The 20887-nt window shown below is 74.8% G+C and carries 22 protein-coding genes; 11 read left to right on the top strand and 11 right to left on the bottom strand.

Translation table 11 applies throughout. The features are described from left to right. Positions 1–52: 52 nt before the first annotated feature. The gene (locus ABTY20_RS13355) at positions 53–1498 is read right to left on the bottom strand and encodes a dihydrolipoyl dehydrogenase family protein (RefSeq protein WP_351997110.1); all 1446 of its coding nucleotides are present in this window, start codon (positions 1496–1498) and stop codon (positions 53–55) included. Between the two features lie 118 nt (positions 1499–1616). On the opposite strand from ABTY20_RS13355, the gene trxA reads away from it, so the two are divergent. Next, the gene (gene trxA, locus ABTY20_RS13350; protein WP_351997109.1) at positions 1617–2006 is read left to right on the top strand and encodes a thioredoxin; all 390 of its coding nucleotides are present in this window, start codon (positions 1617–1619) and stop codon (positions 2004–2006) included. A gap of 18 nt (positions 2007–2024) precedes the next feature. Here the strand turns inward: trxA and ABTY20_RS13345 are convergent, their stop codons facing one another. Together ABTY20_RS13345 and ABTY20_RS13340 are read right to left on the bottom strand one after the other, a co-directional pair. Further along, the gene (locus ABTY20_RS13345; RefSeq protein WP_351997108.1) at positions 2025–3068 is read right to left on the bottom strand and encodes a LacI family DNA-binding transcriptional regulator; all 1044 of its coding nucleotides are present in this window, start codon (positions 3066–3068) and stop codon (positions 2025–2027) included. A gap of 49 nt (positions 3069–3117) precedes the next feature. Further along, positions 3118–3780: a TetR/AcrR family transcriptional regulator gene (locus ABTY20_RS13340; protein WP_351997107.1), complete on the bottom strand. Its 663-nt coding sequence runs from the start codon at positions 3778–3780 to the stop codon at positions 3118–3120. A gap of 125 nt (positions 3781–3905) precedes the next feature. Between ABTY20_RS13340 and ABTY20_RS13335 the strand changes: the two genes are divergently transcribed. Next, complete coding sequence (locus ABTY20_RS13335) at positions 3906–4469, top strand: NAD(P)H-dependent oxidoreductase (protein ID WP_351997106.1); 564 nt, start codon at positions 3906–3908, stop codon at positions 4467–4469. A gap of 65 nt (positions 4470–4534) precedes the next feature. Here ABTY20_RS13335 and ABTY20_RS13330 read toward each other — a convergent pair whose 3' ends face one another. From ABTY20_RS13330 to ABTY20_RS13315, 4 genes are read right to left on the bottom strand one after another with little or no spacing between them, the layout of a single operon-like run. After that, complete coding sequence (locus ABTY20_RS13330) at positions 4535–5710, bottom strand: XdhC family protein (RefSeq protein WP_351997105.1); 1176 nt, start codon at positions 5708–5710, stop codon at positions 4535–4537. Continuing rightward, positions 5703–7832 (bottom strand): xanthine dehydrogenase family protein molybdopterin-binding subunit, encoded by a 2130-nt coding sequence (locus ABTY20_RS13325; protein WP_351997104.1) that lies wholly within the window; start codon positions 7830–7832, stop codon positions 5703–5705. The genes ABTY20_RS13330 and ABTY20_RS13325 overlap by 8 nt, the downstream gene beginning before the upstream one ends. Then, entirely contained in the window at positions 7829–8818 is a 990-nt protein-coding gene (locus ABTY20_RS13320; protein WP_351997103.1) for an FAD binding domain-containing protein, read from the bottom strand. The genes ABTY20_RS13325 and ABTY20_RS13320 overlap by 4 nt, the downstream gene beginning before the upstream one ends. After that, positions 8815–9372 (bottom strand): 2Fe-2S iron-sulfur cluster-binding protein, encoded by a 558-nt coding sequence (locus ABTY20_RS13315; protein ID WP_351997102.1) that lies wholly within the window; start codon positions 9370–9372, stop codon positions 8815–8817. Before ABTY20_RS13315 ends, ABTY20_RS13320 begins: the two co-directional genes overlap by 4 nt. Before the next feature lie 267 nt (positions 9373–9639). Here ABTY20_RS13315 and ABTY20_RS13310 point away from each other — a divergent pair, with 267 nt between their 5' ends. Further along, positions 9640–10254 carry a TetR/AcrR family transcriptional regulator gene (locus ABTY20_RS13310; protein WP_351997101.1) on the top strand — a complete coding sequence of 205 codons (615 nt, stop codon included), beginning with the start codon at positions 9640–9642 and terminating at the stop codon, positions 10252–10254. A 187-nt stretch (positions 10255–10441) separates the two neighbouring features. Then, positions 10442–11626 (top strand): CaiB/BaiF CoA transferase family protein, encoded by a 1185-nt coding sequence (locus ABTY20_RS13305; RefSeq protein WP_351997100.1) that lies wholly within the window; start codon positions 10442–10444, stop codon positions 11624–11626. Positions 11627–11632: 6 nt separating this feature from the next. On the opposite strand, the gene ABTY20_RS13300 is transcribed toward ABTY20_RS13305, so the two are convergent. Beyond that, complete coding sequence (locus ABTY20_RS13300) at positions 11633–12280, bottom strand: phosphoribosyltransferase (RefSeq protein WP_351997099.1); 648 nt, start codon at positions 12278–12280, stop codon at positions 11633–11635. A 129-nt stretch (positions 12281–12409) separates the two neighbouring features. On the opposite strand from ABTY20_RS13300, the gene ABTY20_RS13295 reads away from it, so the two are divergent. Next, positions 12410–12865 carry an archease gene (locus tag ABTY20_RS13295; RefSeq protein WP_351997098.1) on the top strand — a complete coding sequence of 152 codons (456 nt, stop codon included), beginning with the start codon at positions 12410–12412 and terminating at the stop codon, positions 12863–12865. 73 nt (positions 12866–12938) lie between these two features. On the opposite strand, the gene ABTY20_RS13290 is transcribed toward ABTY20_RS13295, so the two are convergent. The 3 genes from ABTY20_RS13290 to ABTY20_RS13280 all read right to left on the bottom strand — a co-directional run bounded on the left by ABTY20_RS13290 (position 12939) and on the right by ABTY20_RS13280 (position 14923). Further along, positions 12939–13364, bottom strand: coding sequence for a CBS domain-containing protein (locus ABTY20_RS13290; protein WP_351997097.1), 426 nt, complete (start codon positions 13362–13364; stop codon positions 12939–12941). A gap of 181 nt (positions 13365–13545) precedes the next feature. Continuing rightward, positions 13546–14349 carry a nucleotidyltransferase domain-containing protein gene (locus tag ABTY20_RS13285; RefSeq protein WP_351997096.1) on the bottom strand — a complete coding sequence of 268 codons (804 nt, stop codon included), beginning with the start codon at positions 14347–14349 and terminating at the stop codon, positions 13546–13548. 37 nt (positions 14350–14386) lie between these two features. Further along, complete coding sequence (locus tag ABTY20_RS13280) at positions 14387–14923, bottom strand: cysteine hydrolase family protein (RefSeq protein ID WP_351997114.1); 537 nt, start codon at positions 14921–14923, stop codon at positions 14387–14389. A gap of 129 nt (positions 14924–15052) precedes the next feature. Between ABTY20_RS13280 and ABTY20_RS13275 the strand changes: the two genes are divergently transcribed. The 6 genes from ABTY20_RS13275 (at position 15053) to egtD (ending at position 20834) form a co-directional block, all read left to right on the top strand. Further along, positions 15053–15475: a pyridoxamine 5'-phosphate oxidase family protein gene (locus ABTY20_RS13275; protein ID WP_351997095.1), complete on the top strand. Its 423-nt coding sequence runs from the start codon at positions 15053–15055 to the stop codon at positions 15473–15475. A gap of 54 nt (positions 15476–15529) precedes the next feature. Then, positions 15530–15976 (top strand): type II toxin-antitoxin system PemK/MazF family toxin, encoded by a 447-nt coding sequence (locus tag ABTY20_RS13270; RefSeq protein WP_351997094.1) that lies wholly within the window; start codon positions 15530–15532, stop codon positions 15974–15976. 517 nt (positions 15977–16493) lie between these two features. Next, complete coding sequence (egtA, locus tag ABTY20_RS13265; RefSeq protein ID WP_351997093.1) at positions 16494–17807, top strand: ergothioneine biosynthesis glutamate--cysteine ligase EgtA; 1314 nt, start codon at positions 16494–16496, stop codon at positions 17805–17807. Next, positions 17804–19120 carry an ergothioneine biosynthesis protein EgtB gene (gene egtB / locus ABTY20_RS13260; protein WP_351997092.1) on the top strand — a complete coding sequence of 439 codons (1317 nt, stop codon included), beginning with the start codon at positions 17804–17806 and terminating at the stop codon, positions 19118–19120. The genes egtA and egtB overlap by 4 nt, the downstream gene beginning before the upstream one ends. Continuing rightward, positions 19120–19875, top strand: coding sequence for an ergothioneine biosynthesis protein EgtC (gene egtC, locus ABTY20_RS13255; protein WP_351997091.1), 756 nt, complete (start codon positions 19120–19122; stop codon positions 19873–19875). The genes egtB and egtC overlap by 1 nt, the downstream gene beginning before the upstream one ends. Further along, complete coding sequence (egtD, locus tag ABTY20_RS13250) at positions 19872–20834, top strand: L-histidine N(alpha)-methyltransferase (protein ID WP_351997090.1); 963 nt, start codon at positions 19872–19874, stop codon at positions 20832–20834. The genes egtC and egtD overlap by 4 nt, the downstream gene beginning before the upstream one ends. Positions 20835–20887: the final 53 nt, after the last annotated feature.

The following is a 20887-nucleotide window of genomic DNA, read 5'->3' as shown; positions in this document are numbered from 1 at the left end:
CGGCGGGCCGGGGCGCGGCCGCCCGCCCCGGCCCGGCCCCCGGCGGCGCGGGTCAGGCGTCGCGGTAGGCCTCCAGCAGGCGCAGCCAGACCTCGCTGATCGTCGGGTAGGACGGGACCGCGTGCCACAGGCGGGCGACCGGGACCCGGGCGGCGACGGCGACGGTCGCGGAGTGGATCAGTTCGCCCACGCCGGGGCCGACGAGGGTGAGGCCGCGCAGGATCTCCTCCTCGAGGTCGACGATCATGCGGGCCCGGCCCTTGTAGCCGTCGGCGTACAGACCGGCTCCCGCGACCGAGGACAGGTCGACGTCGACGGCGCGGACGCGGTGGCCCGCCCGCTCCGCCTCGGCCAGGGAGAGGCCGACGGAGGCCGCCTCCGGGTCGGTGAAGACGACCTGGGGGACGGCGGTGTGGTCGGCGGTGGCGGCGTGCGCGCCCCAGTCCTCCGCCTGTACGGGCTCCCCGGCGGCCCGGGCGACGATGGCGGCGCCCGCGATCCGGGCCTGGTACTTGCCCTGGTGGGTGAGGAGGGCGCGGTGGTTGACGTCGCCGACGGCGTACAGCCAGTCGTGGCCGGTGACGCGGAGGCTGTCGTCCACGGTGAGCCAGGAGCCGGGTTCCAGGCCGATCGTCTCCAGGCCGATGTCGTCGGTGCGCGGGGCGCGGCCGGTGGCGAAGAGGATCTCGTCGGCCTCGATCCGGTCACCGCCGTCGGTGGTGACCAGGACCGTGCCGTTCTCCCTGGTCACCGACTTCACGGAGGTGCCGGTGCGGATCTGCGCGCCGGCTTCGGTGAGCGCCTCGGCGACCATCTCGCCGGCGAACGGCTCCATGTGGTTCAACAGGCCCTCGCCGCGGACGAGGACGGTGACCCGGGAGCCGAGGGCCTGCCAGGCGCAGGCCATCTCGGCGGCGACGACCCCGCCGCCGACCACGACCAGCCGGCCGGGCGCGGACCGCGCGCTGGTGGCCTCGCGGCTGGTCCAGGGCCGGACCCCGTCGAGTCCGGGCAGGTCGGGCAGCCGGGCGCGGCTGCCGGTGCAGACGGCGACGGCGTGCCGGGCGGTGAGGACCCGCCGGCCGCCGTCGGCGTCGGTGACGGTGACGGTGCGCGGGCCGGTGAGCCGTCCCTGGCCCCGGTACAGGTCGGCTCCGGTGCCCTCCAGCCACCGGACCTGGCCGTCGTCCTTCCAGCCGGAGGTGAAGGAGTCGCGGCGGGCGAGGACCGCGTTGGCGTCCAGGGGGCCCTGGACGGACCGGCTCAGGCCGGGGACGCGCAGGGCGTCGGCCCGGGCGATGACCGGGCGCAGCAGGGCCTTGCTGGGCATGCACGCCCAGTAGGAGCACTCGCCGCCTACCAGTTCGCTCTCCACGACCGCGGTGGTGAGCCCGGCGGCGCGGGTGCGGTCGGCGACGTTCTCGCCCACGGGCCCGGCGCCGAGCACCACGACGTCGTAGGCGGTTGATTCCGGTTGCGTCGATTGCGTTTCCGTCATGGTGCCAGTCTGATGGGTGGTGTGCCCCGGGGCCACAGGGGTAGGGGCGCGGAATACGTGACCGGCCGGCCGTGTTGTGCCGACGGCCCGACCCGACCCCAGGAAGAGGGAACGCGCGATGAGCAGCACCGTGGAGCTCACCAAGGAGAACTTCGACCGGACGGTCACGGACAACGAGTTCGTGCTGATCGACTTCTGGGCGGCCTGGTGCGGTCCGTGCCGCCAGTTCGCGCCGGTGTACGAGAAGGCGGCGGAGGAGAACCCCGACCTGGTGTTCGGCAAGGTGGACACCGAGGCGCAGCCGGAGCTGGCCGCGGCCTTCGGCATCCAGTCGATCCCGACGCTGATGATCGTGCGCGACCAGGTCGCCGTGTTCGCCCAGCCGGGCGCGCTGCCCGAGGCCGCCCTGACGGACGTCATCGGGCAGGCCCGCGAGCTGGACATGGACGACGTCCGCAAGCAGATCGCCGAGCAGCAGGCGCAGCAGGGCGGCGCGCCGGACGCCTGAGGCGGCCGCGGGCCCCGGTCAGCTGGACTCGCGCCGCACCACCGAGGCCCCCAGCACTCTGTGGGTCCCGGTCGCGGCGTCCGGGTCGCGCACCGCACGGTCGACCAGTTCGGCCAGTTCGCGGCCGGACGGCAGCTCGAGGTGGACGGTGCTCAGCCGGGGCCGCAGCAGCCGGCCCAGCATCAGGTTGTCGGCGCCCAGCACGGCGGTCTCCTCGGGGACGCGGACGCCCTCGTCCTGGAGCGCGCGCATCAGCAGCATCGCGTACTCGTCGTTGTAGGTGAACACGGCGTCGAGGCCGAGTTCGCGCCAGCGGGCGGCCAGCAGGGCGGCGGCCCCCTCGTCGTACGCGAGCGGCAGCTCGGTGACCGTGGCGCCGGTGCCGCGCAGGGCGGCGCGCACCCCGGCCAGGCGGGGCGCGGAGAACGCCTCCAGGCCGGGCTCCCGCGGGACGACCACGCCGATCCGGCGGCGGCCCCGCTCCAGGAGGTGGGCGCCGGCGCTGTGACCGACCACGTCGTGGTCCAGGAGCAGGGCGTGCGCGCCCTCGACGGACTCGGGACCGAGGGTGACCACGGCCCGCGCCCCGGAGCGTTTGAGCACCTCGACGCCGCGCGGGCCGAGCCCGGAGCCGGGGACCAGGACCGCCACGGGCCTCAGCTCGGCCCAGGCGCGGGCGGCCTCGTCGTCGTGCAGGCCGACGGTGCCGTACTGCACGACCGTGTAGTCGAGGCGGGCCAGGGAGCTCTGGAGACCGTTGATGAACTGGCTGTAGAGCGGCCCGACGGGGAAGGCGGGCGCGGGCATCAGGACCGTACGGCTGTGCCCGGCGCGCAGGCTGCGGGCCGCCGCGTGCGGCACGTACCCGAGCTCCTTCGCGGCCTCGCGGACCCGACGGCGGGTGGGCTCGCTGATCCGGACGGCGCCGGCGTTGTTCAGGACGTAGGAGACGGTCGCGCGCGAGACGCCGGCCAGGCGGGCCACATCGGCGCTCGTGGGTACGGAGCGCGTCGGTGCGGGGGACGCGGACGTGTTCGTTATCTGCACCATGACACACGGCATCCTTGCAGAAGCCGCAACCGGCCGTTCCACCGGGGGAGTTGATACGCCGTCAGCAGGAGGAAGCCGAGGCCGTCACCCGGTCGACCAGGTCCAGCCAGGCGGACTCCAGCCGCTCCTGCGGCATGCCGCACTGCCGTAGCAGATGGTGGATCAGGGCGGGGTCGAGCTGGGCCATCAGCGTGTGGGCGAGGACGTCGAAGTCCGCGTCCGGGACCGCCTCGCGCAGCAGCAGGGACACGTGATGGCACAGGACCCGGCGGGGCGGACTGGTGAAGCGGCGGCCCGCTCCCGGTTCGGCCGCCAGCTGCAGTTCCAGCTCCTCGGCGGTGCGGCGGAGCATCGCGAGGCCGAAGGCGCGCAGCCGCTCGACCGGGGGCGCGCCCGGCCCGAGCGGCGGGGGTCCGGTGAGGAAGGCGGCCTGGAACTTCTTCTCGGAGTGGTCGAGGAGGGCGGTGAGCAGACCGGTGCGGTCGCCGAAGCGGCGGAAGACCGTCCCCTTGCCCACGCGGGCCGCCGCCGCGACCTCCTCCATGGTGATGCTGTCGGCCCCGCGCTCGGCGACGAGCAGCGCGGCCGCCTCCAGCAGGCGGGCCCGGTTGCGTGCGGCGTCGGCGCGCAGGCAGGGCTCGTCGGGGTCGGTGCCCAGTTGCAGCAACTCCTGCGGCTGTACGGGCTCCTGGGGTACCGGGGCGGGCGGCGGAAGGGCGGGCATGAAGCCAGCGTAAGGCATCGGGAAGAAACTGGACCGCGGTCCGGTTGGAGTGCTACAACAGAGAAACGGACCGCGGTCCGGATTGTTTCGGCAGTATGTCAGCCCCTCCCCTCTGGAGTTTCCTCATGTCTGTTCGCATCCTCGCCCTCGTCGGCAGCCTCCGCGCCGGCTCGCACAACCGCCAGCTCGCCGAGACCACGGTCAAGCTCGCTCCCGCGGGTGCCGAGGTGGCGCTCTACGAGGGGCTCGCGGAGATCCCCTTCTACAACGAGGACATCGACGTCGAGGGCGGCGTCCCGGCCGCCGCCGCCGCGCTGCGCGAGGCCGCCGCGGGCGCCGACGCCCTGCTGCTCTTCACGCCCGAGTACAACGGCACGATCCCGGCCGTCCTGAAGAACGCCATCGACTGGCTGTCCCGCCCCTACGGCGCCGGCGCCATCAGCGGCAAGCCGGTCGTCGTGATCGGCACCGCCTTCGGCCAGTACGGCGGCGTCTGGGCGCAGGACGAGGCCCGCAAGGCCGTGGGCATCGCCGGCGGCAAGGTGATCGAGGACATCAAGCTCTCCATCCCCGGCTCGGTGACCCGTTTCGCCGAGACCCACCCGGCCGACGACAGCGAGGTCGCCGCCCAGCTGACGGAGGTCATCACCCGCCTCCACGACCTCGCCGGCGAGCCGGCGGCCGCCTGACCCGCCCCGCGGGGGCCGGAGGGGCTCCGCCCCGGAAGAACGGCCCCCGCGGACGCCGGAGGGGCTCAGGCAGCCGCCGTCGTGGACCGTCCGTCGCGGTGGATCGGCGTTCGCGAGCCCGTCAGGGGGACCCCCGTACCGCCGCGGCGGGTGGCGACGATCTCCGCCGCGATGGACAGGGCGGTCTCCTCCGGGGTGCGGGCGCCGAGGTCGAGGCCGATCGGGGAACGGAGCCGGGACAGCTCCCGCTCCCCCACGCCCGCCTCACGCAGCCGGCGCTCGCGGTCGGCATGGGTGCGGCGGGAGCCCATCGCCCCGACGAACGCCACCGGCAGCCCCAGCGCCTCCTTCAGCAGCGGTACGTCGAACTTCGCGTCGTGGGTGAGGACGCACAGCACCGTGCGCGCGTCGGTCCGCGTGCTCCGCAGATAGCGGTGCGGCCAGTCGACCACGACCTCGTCGGCCTCCGGGAAGCGGGCCCCGGTCGCGAACACCGGCCGCGCGTCGCACACCGTGACGTGGTAGCCGAGGAACTTGCCCGCCCGCGCCAGAGCCGCCGCGAAGTCGACCGCCCCGAAGACGATCATGCGGGGCGGCGGCACCGAGGACTCCACGAACAGGGTCAGCCCGCCGGGGCGGTGCGTCCCTCCCCCGGACTCCGTCCGGGGGGACGCCCGTCCCGCTTCGCGCGCCGCCACGGCGACCGTGCCGCTACGACCGGCCTCCAGCAGGACCCCGGCCTCCCCGGCCGCCGTCCGGTCCAGCTCCGCGGCCCCGCCGAGGCCACCCTCGTACGACCCGTCCGGGTGGACGAACAGGGCTTTGCCGAGGAGTTCCGCCGGGCCGTCGACGACCCGGGCGAGCGCCCCCGGCCCGCCCCGCAGGACGGCCGACAGCGCCGCCTCCAGCACCGGCCGTGCGGGCGCCCGCCCGGCGACCGGGGTCACCATGACGTCGATGATCCCGCCACAGGTCAGGCCGGTGGCGAAGGCGTCCTCGTCACTGAAGCCGAACCGTTCGACGCGGGTCCCGCCGTCCTCCAGCGCCCGGGCGCACAGCTCGTACACCGCGCCCTCCACACACCCGCCGGACACCGAGCCGATCGCCGTGCCCGCGCGATCGACGGCGAGGGCGGCGCCGGGGCCGCGCGGCGCGCTGCCGCCCACGGACACCACCGTGGCCACCGCGAACTCCCGGCCCTCGGTCAGCCAGCGGTGCAGCTCGCCGGCGATGTCAAACACCCGGTCCTCCCGCCCGCAGGACCCGGTCCGGGCGGATGGGCAGGTTCCGGTGGCGTACGCCGGTCGCGTGCCAGACCGCGTTGGCGACGGCCGCCGCCGCGCCCACGATGCCGACCTCGCCGATGCCCTTGATGCCGACCGGGTCGTCGGGGTCCGGGTCGTCGACCCAGTCCGCCTCGACCTCCGGCACGTCGGCGTGGGTGGCGACGTGGTAACCGGCCAGATCGGCGCCGTGGAGGCCGCCGGAGGCGCGGTCCCGGACCGCCTCCTCGTGCAGGGCCATCGAGATGCCCCAGGTCATGCCGCCCACCAGCTGACCGCGCGCGGTGAGCGGATTGACGATCCGGCCCGCCGCGAAGACGCCGAGCATCCGCCGCACCCGCACCTCGCCGGTGGCGACGTCCACGGCCACCTCGGCGAACTGCGCTCCGAAGGAGTGCCGCTCCCTCTGGGCGAGGGCGCCGAGGGCGGCGGTGGTGTCGGACCGTACGGTGACGCCCTCCGGCGGCACGGCGCCCCCGTGGACGAGCCGACCGCGCAGTTCCTCGGCGGCGGCCGTGACCGCCCAGGCCCAGGAGCGGGTGCCCATGGAGCCGCCCGCGATCCCCGCCGGGCCGAAGTCGCTGTCGCCGATGCGCACCCGGACCCGGTCGGGCGCCACCCGGAGCGCGTCGGCGGCCACCAGGGTGAGCGCCGTACGCGCCCCGGTGCCGATGTCGGCCGCGGCGATCCGCACGGTGAAGGTGCCGTCCGCCTCCGCGGTCACCGCGGCCGTCGACGGGAGGGCGCCCGAGGGGAAGGAGGCCGCGGCCGTGCCGGTGCCGAGCAGCCAGCGCCCTTCGCGGCGCGTCCCCGGGCGCGGGTCGCGGCCGGCCCAGCCGAAGCGGCGGGCGCCCTCGCGGAAGCAGGCGGCGAGGTTGCGGCCGGCGAACGGCAGTCCGGAGACCGGGCCGCGCTCGGGATCGTTGCGCAGCCGCAGCTCGACGGGGTCGATGCCGCACCGCTCGGCGAGTTCGTCGAGCGCCGCCTCCAGCGCGAACGACCCGGGCGCCTCGCCCGGCGCGCGCATCCACGTCGGGGACGGCACGTCCAGCCGTACCACCTCGTTCGAGGTGCGGTGGGCGTCGGCGTCGTACATCACGCGCGCCACACCGGCGCCCGGCTCGACGAACTCCCAGACCGTCGACGTCTGGTTCAGCGAACGGTGCTCGAGGGCGCGCAGCCGGCCGTCGGGGCCGGCGCCGAGCCGGATCCGCTGGACGGTGGGGCTGCGGTAGCCGGTGAGCGAGAACATCTGGCGGCGTGTCAGGACGACGCGGACCGGCCGCCGCAGGGCGGTCGCGGCCATCACGGCGCACACCTGGTGGGCCCGCAGGCCCTTGCTGCCGAAGCCGCCGCCGACGTGCTCGGAGCGCACCCGTACCGCGGACGCGTCCAGGGAGAACATCCGCGCGATCTCGTCGGCGACCCAGGTGGTGCCCTGGTTGGAGTCGACGACCTCGAGCCGGCCGCCGTCCCACAGGGCGGCCGCCGCGTGCGGCTCCATCATGGCGTGGTGCTCCTCCGGCGTGGTGTACTCCTCGTCCACCACGTGGGCGCAGCCGGCGAGCCCGGCCTCCAGGTCGCCCTTCTCCGTCACCGCGGGCATGTGTCCGTCCGCCGGGTAGGCGTCCGGACGGTCCGCGGAGAGTTCGGCGTCGTGCGGCTCCCGCTCGTAGGTGACGACGAGCGCCTCGGCGGCCTCCCGGGCCTGCTCGGGCGTCTCGGCGACGACGAGCGCGACGGGCCAGCCGGCGTGCGGGACCCGGTCGCTCTGGAAGACCGCGGCCGTCGGGTCCGGAGGGAAGCCCAGCATGCCGATGTAGTCGGTGTCGAGGCGCGGGGCGTTCCCGTGGTGCAGGACGGTGAGCACGCCCGGCATGCCGAGCACGGGCCCGGTCTCCACGGTCAGGATCCGGCCGCGGGCGACGGTGGACAGCACCAGCCAGCCGTGGGCGAGGCCGACGAAGGGGATCTCCCCGGCGTAGCGGGCGGCGCCGGTGACCTTGTCGCGGCCCTCGACGCGGGTGTGCGCGGTGCCGACGGCGCCCGTCGTCGTGGCGCCGGTCGTGACGGCGGTCATCGGGCGGCCTCCTCGGCGAGTTCGGACAGCACGGCCACCACGAGGTTGCGCATCAGTGTCACCTTGTATCCGTTGTCGGGCAGCGGCCTGGCGGCCGCGAGTTCGGCGTCCGCCGCCGCGGCGAAGTACTCGGCGGTGGCCGGGGCGCCGTTCAGGACGCGCTCGGCGGCGCGGGCCCGCCAGGGCCGGGAGGCGACCGCGCCGAGGGCGAGGCGGGCCTCGCGCACCACTCCCCCGCTGACGTCGAGGGCGGCGGCGACCGAGCCGATCGCGAAGGCGTACGAGGCGCGTTCGCGGACCTTGCGGTAGCGCGAGCGGGCGGCGACCGGCGCGGGCGGCAGGGTGACGTGGGTGATGAGCGCGCCGGGCGGCAGGGCGGTCTCCCGGTGCGGGGTGTCACCCACCGGGAGGTAGAAGTCGGCCAGCGGCAGGTCCCCCGGCCCGTCGGCGGTTTCGTAGGAGACGACCGCGTCGAAGGCGGTCAGCGCCACGCCCATGTCGGAGGGGTGGACGGCCACGCAGTGGTCGGAGGCGCCCAGGACGGCGTGGTTGTGGTGCTCGCCCTCGACGGCGGGGCAACCGCTGCCGGGCGCACGCTTGTTGCAGGGCCGGGTCACATCGGTGAAGTAGCCGCAGCGGGTGCGCTGGAGCAGGTTGCCGCCGACGGTGGCCATGTTGCGCAACTGCCCGGAGGCGCCGGCGAGCACGGCCTGGGCGAGGGCGGGGTAGTCCCGGCGGACCCCGGGGTGCGCGGCGAGGTCTCCGTTGGTGACGGTGGCGCCGATGCGCAGCCCGCCGTCGGCCGGCTCGATCCGGTCCAGCGGGAGGGCGCGGACGTCGACGAGCCGGGCCGGGCGCTCGACGCCGTTCTTCATCAGGTCGACGAGGTTGGTGCCGCCGCCGAGGTAGCGGGCGTCGGGGTCGGCGCGGAGCAGCGCCACCGCGCCGGAGACGTCGTCGGCGCGCCGGTAGTCGAATTCCCTCATGCCGCGGTCTCCCCGGTCCGGCCGCGGTGCTCCGCGGCGGCGCGGGCGACCGCCTCGACGATCTGCACGTACGCGCTGCAGCGGCACAGGTTGCCGCTCATGCGTTCCCTGATCTCCTCGGGGGTCAGGGGCGGTGGTCCCGCTTCGGGCCGTACGTCCTCGGTGACGGCGCTGGGCCAGCCCGCCGCGTGTTCCTCGATGACGGCGACGGCCGAACAGATCTGGCCGGGGGTGCAGTAGCCGCACTGGAAGCCGTCCAGGTCGAGGAAGGCCTGTTGCACCGGGTGCAGCCGGTCCCCGTCGGCCAGGCCCTCCACGGTGGTGATCTCGCGGTCGCCGGAGGCGACGGCCAGTTGCAGGCAGGACACGGTGCGGCGGCCGTCGACCAGCACCGTGCAGGCACCGCACTGCCCCTGGTCGCAGCCCTTCTTGGTGCCGGTCAGATCGAGGCGTTCGCGCAGGGCGTCGAGCAGGGTGGTGCGGTGGTCGACGGACAGCGTGTGCTTCTCGCCGTTGATGTTCAGGGTGACGCTGCTGGACGTCGAGGGGGCCATGGGCAGCCTTCTTTCACGGATCTGGAAGGCGGACGAGTCGATGACGCGGGGGCTTTACGGAACGTGGGGGCGTTCGGGAGCATGCGGGGGGAGCGGGAAGGACGGGGGACCGGTCGTTCCGGGGCATGCCGCCGGCCGTCCCGCGCCGCCCGTGTCCGCCGATACGATGGACTCGAAGCGGACAGCTGTCCGTTACTTCGAAGAACGTAGTGGACAGTTGTCCGGTCATCAAGAACGGATTTCGGCCACGGTCCGGGAGGAGGACGAGTGGGACACCGCGAGGACGCACCCCCGTGCGTGGAGGCGCCCAGGAGCACGGCGGCGCCCCGGCGCTCGGACGCGCAGCGCAACCGCGAACGCATCCTGGAGGTGGCTCTCGTCGAACTCACGCGCGCGGCGGACACCCCGCTGAGCGTGATCGCCAGGAAGGCGGGCGTCGGACAGGGCACGCTCTACCGGAACTTCCCCAGCCGTGAGGCACTCGTCCTGGAGATCTACCGGCACGAGATGCGGCAGGTGGCCGACAGCGCGGCGCAGCTGCTGAGCACCCGCGAACCCGACCGCGCGCTGCGCGAGTGGATGGACGGGCTGGCCCGGTTCGCCATGGCCAAGGCCGGTCTGGCCGACGCCATCCGGCAGGCCACCAGCGGACCGGACAGCCCCGCCAAGCCGGGACACGCTCCGGTGACCGAGGCGGCCGAACTCCTGCTGCGCAGCTGCGAGGAGGCCGGTGTCATCCGCCCCGGGGTGACCGCGGACGACCTCGTCCTGGCCATCGGCGGCCTCTGGCAGCTCGATCCCGCCGAGGACTGGCAGCCGCGCGCCGCCCGTCTGCTGGACCTGGTCATGGACGGCCTGCGGGCCGGGGCGCCGGGACGGTAGCGCTCGCTCGGGCGCCCCTCACGCGGGCCGGCCCGCGCGGTCCCCCGCAGGACCGCCGCCACCGCGGGGCGGGCGTGACCGCCGACGCTCCGGGAGCCGCGCCGGCCGGTGAACGGGCGGGCGGCCGTTGACAGCCGCCCCGCCCCGGCGGTACTGATCGGGGCCGCAGCAGGCAGGAGGCGCGGACGTGCACGAACCCCCCTTGTCCGGGATCACGGTGGTCAGCGTGGAGCAGGCGGTGGCCGCGCCCTACGCGACCCGGCAGCTGGCCGATCTCGGCGCCCGTGTGATCAAGGTGGAGCGGCCGGGCGAGGGGGACTTCGCCCGCCGGTACGACACGACCGTGCACGGCCACTCCAGCTACTTCGTGTGGATCAACCGCTCCAAGGAGTCGCTCACCCTGGACCTGAAGGACCCGCGCGGCCGCGCGGTCCTGCACGAACTGCTCCGGGACGCCGACGTCTTCGTGCAGAACCTCGCGCCGGGCGCCGCCGGCCGCCTCGGCCTCGGGACCGGCGAGCTGACCCGCCGCCACCCGCGGCTGATCCCCTGCACGATCTCCGGGTACGGCACGAGCGGCCCCTGGGCCGACCGCAAGGCGTACGACCTGCTGGTGCAGTGCCAGACCGGTCTGGTGTCGCTGACCGGGACACCGGAGGGGACCGCCCGCACCGGGATCTCCGTCGCCGACATCGCCGCCGGGATGTACGCGTACAGCGGTGTGCTCACCGCCCTGTACACCCGCGCGACCACCGGCAGGGCGCACCCGGTGGAGGTGTCCCTGTTCGAGGCGCTCGCCGAGTGGATGGGCCAGCCCGCCTACTACACCCGCCACGGCGGCGCCCAGCCCCCGCGCCTGGGCACCCAGCACGCCACCATCGCCCCGTACGGCGCCTACCGCGCCGCCGACGGACGCGAGGTGCTGTTCTCCGTCCAGAACGAGCGCGAGTGGGCGGCCCTGTGCACGGAGTTCCTCGGCCGGCCGGAGCTGACCGACGATCCGCGCTTCGCCACCGGCCCCGACCGCGTGGCGCACCGGGAGGAGCTGAACGCGGTCCTCGCCGAGCGCTTCGCCCGCGCGGACGCCGAGGAGCTGCTCGGGGAGCTGGAGGCGATCGGCATCGCCTGCGCCGGGGTCAACGACGTGGCCGCGTTCCTCGGCCATCCGGTGCTCGCCGCCCGCGGCCGCTGGCGCGAGGTGCCGGTGCCGGGCGGAACCGTGGAGGCCCTGCTGCCGCCCGCCGACCTCGCGGGTCTGCCGGCCCGCATGGACCCGGTGCCGGCCGTCGGCGGGCACACGGAGGCGATCCTGGCGGAACTGGGCCGCTCCCCCGAGGAGATCGCGGCGCTGCGCGCGGACGGGGTCGTCTGACCGCGGCTACGCCCCACGGCGGTGCAACGCGTCCAGCACGTCCTCGTCCGTCAGCTGGTCGAACTCCTCGTACCACTGGCCCACGGCCATGAACGCGGCCGGCTCGTGCGGACAGATCACCTCGTCGGCCTCGGAACGCATCAGCGCGAGACCCTCCGTCGCGCCGACCGGAACGGCCAGCACGAGGCGCCCGGGGTCCCGTGCCCGCAGGGCGCGCAGCGCGGCGCGGGCGGTGGAGCCGGTCGCCAGTCCGTCGTCGACGACGATCACGGTCCGTCCGCGCAGTTCGGGAGCGGGCCGGTCCCCGCGGTAGCGCTCTTCGCGGCGGCGCAGCTCGGTGCGCTCGCGTTCGACGACGGGCGCCAGGTCGGCCTCGTCGAGGCCCAGCCGCGCCAGGGCGTCCTCGTCGAAGAGCGGAACGCCGTCGCCGGCCATCGCGCCGACACCGAACTCCTCGTGGAAGGGGGCGCCGATCTTCCGTACGACGAGGACGTCGAGCGGGGCGTCCAGCGCCCGGGCGACCTCGACGGCCACGGCGGCGCCGCCGCGGGGCAGCGCCAGCACGACGGGGTCGGGCAGGGCTCCCTCGTCCTGCCTCTCCCGCAGCCGTGCGGCCAGTTCCCGGCCGGCCTGCCGACGGTCACGGAACCGCATGGCGGATGCCCTCCCTCCGTACCGGAGACGGCACCTGGAGCACCTGGTCCGCACCCGCGTACCCCGCCCTCCGGCACTCGAAGCGCCCGGCGCCCGCATGGGTGCGCGGTCGTCGGGCAGGCGAGTTCCATGGTCGGTGACACGAGCGGCTACGGGCAGGCGCGGCGGCCGGAGGAGAACGGGCACCGGGCGGTGGCGCAGGAGGACGAGTTCCGGATCGAGGTGTGGGCGGCGAGCCGGGAGAACTGTCTGGCGGAGGCGGTGGCGGCGGTGGTGGAGTGCTTCGCCGACGTCTCCGGGGTGCGGCCGACGGGTGCGGGACGCGTCCGGCTGGCCGGGGCCAGTGACGACGATCTGCTGGCGGCGCTGCTGGACGAGGTCCTGTACCGGCTGGAGGAGTACGGCCAGGTACCGGTCGACGTGGAGGCCGACGGGACCGAGGACGGTCTCGACGTGCGCCTGGCGGTGGCCGCCCTGACGGACGTGCGGGTCACCGGCCGGATGCCGACGGACGTGGGCTGGGGGGAACTGCGGATCCACCCGGGTCCGTGCGGCTGGACGTGCGCGCTCACGGTCGGCGGATGACCGCCGCTCCGGAACGGCCCCTGCCCGGGGACGGCGCCCCCGGGCAGGGGCGGCGGGCCGGGAGGACCCGCGCTCAGTGCGTGGGGGCCGCCGCGCTGATGTCCGCCAGGGCGGAGTGCGGGTCCTCCGTCGCGGCGAGGTCCCCGAGGCTCACCATCCCCACCGGACAGCCGCCGCGTTCCACCACCGGGAGCCGCCGCACGGCGTGCCGCCGCATCAGCTCCACGGCGTGATCGGTGGTGTCCTCGGGGTCGAGTGTCACCAGGGGCGGGCGCGTGCACAGGGAACCGACCGTCGTGGCCTCCGGGTCGTGTCCCTCCGCGACGCCCCTCAGCACGATGTCGCGGTCGGTGAGCACGCCGAACAGATCACAGTCGTACGCGACGAGGACGTCGCCGATGTCCTGCTCCCGCATCAGGCGTGCCGCCCGCGCCACCGTCGTCATGGGTTCGACGGACGCGGTGTCCGTGGACATCACGTCCCGTATCCGTGTGGTCATGGGCACCTCCCGGTACGTGGCCGGCCTGGACTCCCCGTGTCCGCCGCGTAGCCCGTTGCGCGGCGCGTAAACCGACCGGCGGGGCGGGCGTGGAGCACACCCGCCCCGCCGCACGCCTCCGGGAACCTCCCGGGTGACGCCGTCCCCGGGCGTACGCGCACGGCCTGTCCGAAGGCGTCCGTCAGGGCGGGGCGCCGTCCCCGTCCTCCGCCTCGACGGCCTCGTCCACGCGCCGGGCCGCCCAGGCCAGGAACTCCCGCACCGCCGCCCCGGGCAGCTCCGGCGCGGAGTCACGGGGGCGTTCGAAGCTGCGCAGCGCGTCTGCGATCAGTGGCCGGAAACCCGCCTCCGAGGCGGCGACGATCCCGGCCGCCCCGCGCTTGGCGAACCAGCGGCCGGTGCGGCAGTACACCACGGAGCGGCAGCCGTTGAGCACCCGGTTGTCGGCCGCGTGCCCCTCGCCCTCGGCGTGTTCGCGCACGGAGGCGCGGAGCGCGGTGAGCACGGCGGCCCGCTCCGGTGCGGCGATCACGTCCCGTACCGGAGCGCCGAACAGCGGGAGGCCCGCCTGGTGGGCGACGGAGCGGTCGAGGACGTACCAGAACGCGGGCGCCTCCCCGGGATCGAGGCTGACCCGTTCGGGCAGGGAGGGTCCGGTGTTGAGGTCCATGAGGTAGCCGGCCCCGCCGGACGGACGGCCGGCGAAGTCGGCCGGGTACACGACCAGTTCCAGTCCGGCCGCGGGACAGGGCAGGGCGGGGTGGGCCAGCGTCCCGGCCAGTTCGGTCAGGGCGCGCCGGGGAAGCGGGCGGTCCACCACGACGGTCACGTCGACGTCGCTGCGTCCGTGCCGGTAGTCGCCGAGCGCGAGGGATCCGACGGCGAGGACGCTCACCAGGTGGGGGCCGCAGACGGTGCGCGTGCGGTGGACCAGCTCGTCGAGGTAGGGGCGGACCTCGCGGGGCGGGGCGGGATGGCGGCTCATGGGCCGGTGCCGGCCCGCGGGCCCGCGCCGCGGTGCGTCAGTTCCACAGTTCGTCGCTGTCGCACACCCGTGCTCCCATGTTGCGTTCCATCATCCGCAGGGCGGCGTCCGCGAGGTCGGCGTGGATGTGGGCGACGGCGTCGCGGGGGACGGTCACGTCGAAGTGGCGGATGTGCGCGTCGAGCGACGAGTAGAGGACGCACTGCTCCGTGACCTGGCCGCACAGCACGAGCCGGTCGATGCCCTGCTGGTTGAGCAGATAGCCCAGTGGGGTCTCGAAGAAGACCGAGTGCCGTGCCTTGACGACGAAGAGCGAGGAGTCGTCCGGCACCAGCGGTTTCACGAGGCGCGCGTGCGGTCCCGACAGGGCCTTGTCGAGCAGTTCCCCGTGGTGGGAGCGCCACTCGCCGAAGTTGTCGTTGACGTAGATCACCGGCACGTCCCGGCGCCGCGCCCGTTCCAGCAGGCCGGAGACGACCGGCACGACCGTCTCGGCGGAGGGGATCAGATGCTCGGCGTCCGGATGGTCGTAGGTGTTGATCATGTCGATGACGATCAGCGCGCTCTTGCCCATGTCCCCCGGGTTCCACCTGCGGGGAAAGCCAGACATGCGGGTTCGCGTCACGGGCCCGGGCCGGTCCGGGCAGTCAATCGGGGCCGTCCGGCCCTGGCCCCGTCGGGATCCGCCGACGACGATGGAGGAATGATCCACGGCGATGGCTTCCGGTCGCTCGACCGCCGGGAGTGCCTGCGCCTGCTGGCCAGGGCGCCGGTCGGTCGCGTCGTCCACACCCGGCAGGCGCTGCCCGCGGTCCTGCCCGTCGGCTTCACCCTGGACACGGACGCCTCCGTGGTGCTGCGCACCTCCGCCGCCTCCGAACTGGTCCGGGCGGTCGACGGCGTCGTGGTCGCCTTCCAGGCCGACGACTTCGACGCCGGGAGCCGGTCCGGCTGGAGCGTGGTGGTCACCGGCCGGGCGGCCGTGGTGACCGACCCGGCCGAGCACGAGCTCCTGCTGCGGACCGGGCCCCGCTCATGGATGCCGACGCACGACGGGGTGTTCGTCCGGATCGAGGCCGAGATGGTCACCGGCCGGGAACTCACGGGGCTGCCCGGAGCCTGCTGAACCGGTGTCCCGGCCGCGTGGGGGGCGCCCTCCGGGGTGCCGTACGGTACGCCTGTGACCGCCTTCAGCCCTGAGAACGCCCCGGGCCGCCACGGCCCTTCCGCCACCGTCGAGGCCGCACCCCTTGAGGTGGGCCGGGTGCGCACCGAGTACTCGCCCGCGCACGACGGCGACCCCGACCCCGGGGAGATCGTCTGGACCTGGGTGCCCTACGAGGAGGACGACGGCCGGGGCAAGGACCGTCCGGTGCTGGTCGTCGCCCGTGAGGCGGGCGGGACGTTCCTCGCCGTGCAGTTGTCCAGCAAGGGGCGCAACGGTCACCGGAAGTGGGTGCCGATCGGCAGCGGGCCGTGGGACCGGTCGGGCCGCGACTCGTGGGTGGCCGTGGACCGGGTGCTGCGGCTGCACGAGGAGGGCATGCGCCGGGAGGCGTGCGCGCTGGACCGGATGCGGTTCGACCTCGTGCGTCAGCGGCTGCGGGAGCGGTACGGCTGGAGCTGATCACCGCCGGCCCGGACAGCAGGTCCGCGGAGGTCCGCTCGAACGCGGCGCGGACCGCGCTGTCGCCGGTGCGGTCCGGGATGCCGGACACCCCGTGTGCGAAGGCGCCCGCGAAGCGCCCGCCCTGCTCCGGGTGCGACCGGAACGCCGCCGTCACGCGGGCGGGGCCGCTGCGGAACACCCCGCGGCCCCGGGCGGTGCCGCGCGGGCGCGCTCACGGCGCCACCCCCGCAGCCGCCGTGACCACGCGCCGCGCGGTCCCGCTCGTCGTGCCCGTGCAGGCATCCTCAGTGATGCTGGTGACGCGCCGCAACGGAGTTTCGCCGCCCGAAAGGCCCGGGGAACGGGCGGAGAACCGCCCGGAAACAGTCCGGACGAAAGGACGGCCGGACCGGAGCGCCCCGCCAGGCGCCCTTGTGCCCGCCGACGCGATGGTTTTGGGTGGACGGGTTGGTGCCGGCCGGGACCGCGGACGCTCCGGGCCGGTGGCATGGCGGAATCTCGGGAGGATCCCCACATGTCCGATTCGGCAGGCGGCTGTGCCGAGCCGCGTCTCCCCGTCACGGAAGCCGAGGTGGAGGCCCTGGTGCGGGGCATCTGCTTCAAGACCGGACCGCCGCGCCTCCTCGGTGTCGAGGTGGAATGGCTCGTCCACGAGCTGCGGGACCCGCGGCTCCCCGTCTCACCCGAACGGCTCGAAGCGGCCTACGCCGCCTTGCGGTCCGTGCCCCTGAGGTCGGCGCTCACCGTCGAGCCCGGCGGCCAGCTGGAGCTGAGCTCGCCGCCCGCCGCCTCCCTGATGGAGTGCGTCGGCACCGTCTCCGCCGACCTCGACGCCGTCCGCGCGGTACTGCGCGAGGACGGTCTGGTCCTCGTCGGCCTCGGCCACGATCCCTGGCACCCCCCTCGCCGGCTCCTGCGCCGGCCGCGTTACGACGCCATGGAGGCCTGCCTGGACCGCACCGGTCCCGCCGGCCGGGCCATGATGTGCTCCTCCGCCTCCGTGCAGGTGTGCGTGGACGCCGGGTACGAGGAACCCGGCCCGCTCGGCCACGTACGGCGCTGGTGGCTGGCGCACCAGCTCGGCGCGGTCCTGGTCGCCGCGTTCGCCAACTCCCCGATCGCCGGTGCCCGGCCGACCGGCTGGCTGTCCACCCGGCAGCTGCGCTGGACGCAGATCGGCGCCGGACGGGCGGGCGCCCCCGTGCTGGACACCGACCCGCGCGGCGCCTGGGCCCGGCACGTCCTGGACGCGCCCGTGATGTGCGTACGGCGCGACGACGGGCCGTGGCACGTGCCCGAGGGGCTCACCTTCCGGGAGTGGACCAGGTCCGGCACGCCCGGGCCGCCGACCCGGGACGACCTCGACTACCACGCCACGACCCTGTTCCCGCCGGTCAGGCCGCGCGGCCATCTGGAACTGCGCATGATCGACGCGCAGCCCGGCGACGACGGCTGGATCGTGCCGCTGGCCGTGGTCGCGGCGCTGTTCGACGACCCGGAGGCCACCGAGACCGCCTACCGGGCGGTGAAACCGCTGGCCGAGCGGGCCCACGGCATGCCCGCGCCGCACAATCCGCTCTGGCGGGACGCGGCCCGTACCGGGCTGGCCGACCCGGAGCTGCGCGAGGTGGCCGCCGGCTGTTTCACGGCGGCGCTGCGCGCCCTGCCCCGGCTCGGCGCCACCACCGAGGTGGTCGACGCGGTCGGGACGTACCTGGACCGCTATGTCGCCCGCGGCCGCTGCCCGGCCGACGACTCCCTCGACGAGCTGCGCGCGGCGTCCCTCGCCGCCCGCTCCCATCCGCACGGGAAGGACACCTCCTTATGACCGGCCCCGCCCCCGACACCGAAGCCCTGCGCGAGCGCGCGGTCGTCTCGCTGGTCACCGCGCGGGACCGTACGACCCTGCTGACCAGCTGCGTCGACGAGCCCGACCTGACCGCGCAGCACTCCCCGCTGATGTCGCCACTGGTGTGGGACCTCGCCCACATCGGCAACCAGGAGGAACAGTGGCTGCTGCGGACCGTCGCCGGCCACGAGGCGATACGCCCCGAGATCGACAGCCTGTACGACGCCTTCGAGCACCCGCGCGCCGAGCGCCCGAACCTGCCGCTGCTGGCGCCCCGGGAGGCCCGCCGGTACGCGGCGGAGGTGCGCAGCCGGGCGCTGGACGTGCTGGAGGGCGCGGCGTTCCACGGGACGCGGCTGACCGAGGCGGGCTTCGCCTTCGGGATGATCGCCCAGCACGAGCAGCAGCACGACGAGACCATGCTGATCACCCACCAGCTCCGCAGGGGACCGCAGGCCCTGACCGCCCCGGACCCGGAGCCGGTGGCGCTGTTCACGGGCCCGTCCGAAGTCCTCGTCCCCGGCGGCCCCTTCACCATGGGCACCTCGGACGAGCCGTGGGCGCTGGACAACGAGCGGCCCGCGCACCGGCGTGAGGTGGCGCCCTTCCGCATCGACACCACCCCGGTGACGAACGCCGCGTACCAGGCGTTCATCGAGGACGGCGGTTACGACGAGCCGCGCTGGTGGACCGCGGAGGGCTGGGCCCACATCCGCCGCAACTCCGTCACCGCCCCGCTGTTCTGGCGCCGGGACGGCGGGCAGTGGCTGCGGCGCCGGTTCGGCGTCACCGAGGTGGTGCCGCCCGACGAGCCGGTGCTGCACGTGTGCTGGTACGAGGCGGACGCCTACGCCCGCTGGGCCGGACGGCGGCTGCCCACCGAGGCCGAGTGGGAGAAGGCGGCCCGGTACGACCCGGTCGGCGACCGCTCGACGCGCTACCCGTGGGGCGACGCCGACCCCGGCCCCGAGCACGCCAACCTCGGCCAGCGGCATCTGCGTCCGGCGCCCGCCGGGAGCTACCCGGCCGGTGAGTCGCCGCTGGGCGTACGGCAGTTGATCGGCGACGTGTGGGAGTGGACGGCGAGCGACTTCCTGCCGTACCCGGGGTTCCGGGCGTTCCCGTACAAGGAGTACTCGGAGGTGTTCTTCGGGCCGGAGTACAAGGTGCTGCGCGGCGGTTCGTTCGCCGTGGACCCGGTGGCCTGCCGGGGCACGTTCCGCAACTGGGACCTGCCGGTCCGGCGGCAGATCTTCTGCGGGTTCCGCACGGCGCGCTCGGAGGACGTCTGATGTGCCGTCACGTGGCGTACACGGGGCCCGAGGAGTCGCTGGGCGAGCTGCTCGTGGCGCCGCCGCACGGCCTGTACCGGCAGTCCTGGGCGCCCCGGCGGCAGCGGTACGGCACGGTCAACGCCGACGGTTTCGGCGTGGGCTGGTACGCGCAGGGCGATCCGGTGCCGGCCCGGTACCGGCGGGCCGGACCGGTCTGGGCGGACCTGTCGTTCGCCGACCTCGCCCGTGTCGTCCGCACCCGGGCGCTGCTCGCCGCCGTACGGGACGCGACCCTGTCGGGTGCCGACGCGGAGGCCGCGGCGGCGCCGTTCGCCGCCGGGACCTGGCTGTTCAGCCACAACGGGGCGGTGCCGGGCTGGCCGGGTTCGCTCGCGCCGCTGGTCGCGTCCCTGCCCGCCGAGGAGGTGCTGTCGCTGGAGGCGCGCAACGACTCCGCGTTCGTGTGGGCGCTGGTGCTCGCCCGGCTGCGGGCCGGCGACGAGGAGGGGCAGGCGCTCTCCGACACGGTCCTGGAGGTCGCCGCGGCGGCCCCCGGGGCCCGGCTCAACCTGCTGCTCACAGACGGTGACACCGTCACCGCGACCGCCTGGGGCGACACGCTGTGGTACCTCGCCCGGACCGGCGGCGGCGTCGTCGTGGCCTCCGAGCCCTACGACGACGATCCGCACTGGCGTGAGGTCCCCGACCGCACCCTGCTCGCGGCAAGCCGTACGGACGTTCTACTGACCCCGCTCAAGGAGCCCCTCACGTGAGTCCGTTCCGCCTCACCCGCACCCTGCCCGAGGACGCCGTCGACGCCGCCCTGCGCGCCGATGTCCGCGAGGGCCTGACCGGCAGCCCCAAGACGCTGCCGCCGAAGTGGTTCTACGACGCACGGGGCAGCGAGCTGTTCGAGGAGATCACCGCGCTGCCCGAGTACTACCCGACCCGTGCCGAACGCGAGATCCTGATCGCCCGTGCCGGTGAGATCGCCGCGGCGTCCGGCGCCCGCACCCTGGTCGAACTGGGCTCCGGTTCCTCGGAGAAGACGCGGCACCTGATCGACGCCCTGGGCGGACTGCGCGCCTACGTCCCCGTCGACGTCAGCGAGAGCGCCCTCACCCTGGCCGGGCGGGCGCTGGCCGCCGAGCGGCCGGGGCTGGACGTGCACGCCCTGGTCGCCGACTTCACCACCCTGCCGACCCTGCCCGACACGCCGGGGCCGCGGCTGGTGGCGTTCCTCGGCGGCACCATCGGCAACCTATTGCCGCCCGAGCGTGCCGCGTTCCTCGCCTCCGTCCGCGCCCTGCTCGCCCCGGGCGACGCCCTGCTGCTGGGCACCGACCTGGTGAAGGACGAGGAGGTACTGGTCCGGGCGTACGACGACGCGGCCGGTGTGACGGCCGCGTTCAACAAGAACGTCCTGGACGTCATCGACCGGGAGCTGGGCGCCGACTTCGACCCGGCCGCCTTCGACCACGTGGCGCTGTGGGACGCCGGGCACGAGTGGATCGAGATGCGGCTGCGCTCCCGTACCGCGCAGACGGTGAAGATCCCCTCACTGGGACTGGCCGTGGACTTCGCGGCGGGCGAGGACCTGCGGACCGAGGTGTCGGCGAAGTTCCGTCAGGACGGCGTGCGCGAGGAACTGTCCTCCGCCGGGATGGAGTTGACCCGGTGGTGGACGGACGACCGGAAGCGGTTCGCGCTGTCGCTGAGCGTCGCGCGCTGACGGGCGCCCCGCCGGCCCGAGGGGTGTGGCGGGAGGCCGTGGTCACGTCCTCC

The sequence above is a fragment of the Streptomyces sp. NPDC126497 genome, from assembly GCF_040302425.1.
Lineage (GTDB): Bacteria > Actinomycetota > Actinomycetes > Streptomycetales > Streptomycetaceae > Streptomyces.
This window is presented reverse-complemented; position numbering and strand designations above follow the sequence as displayed.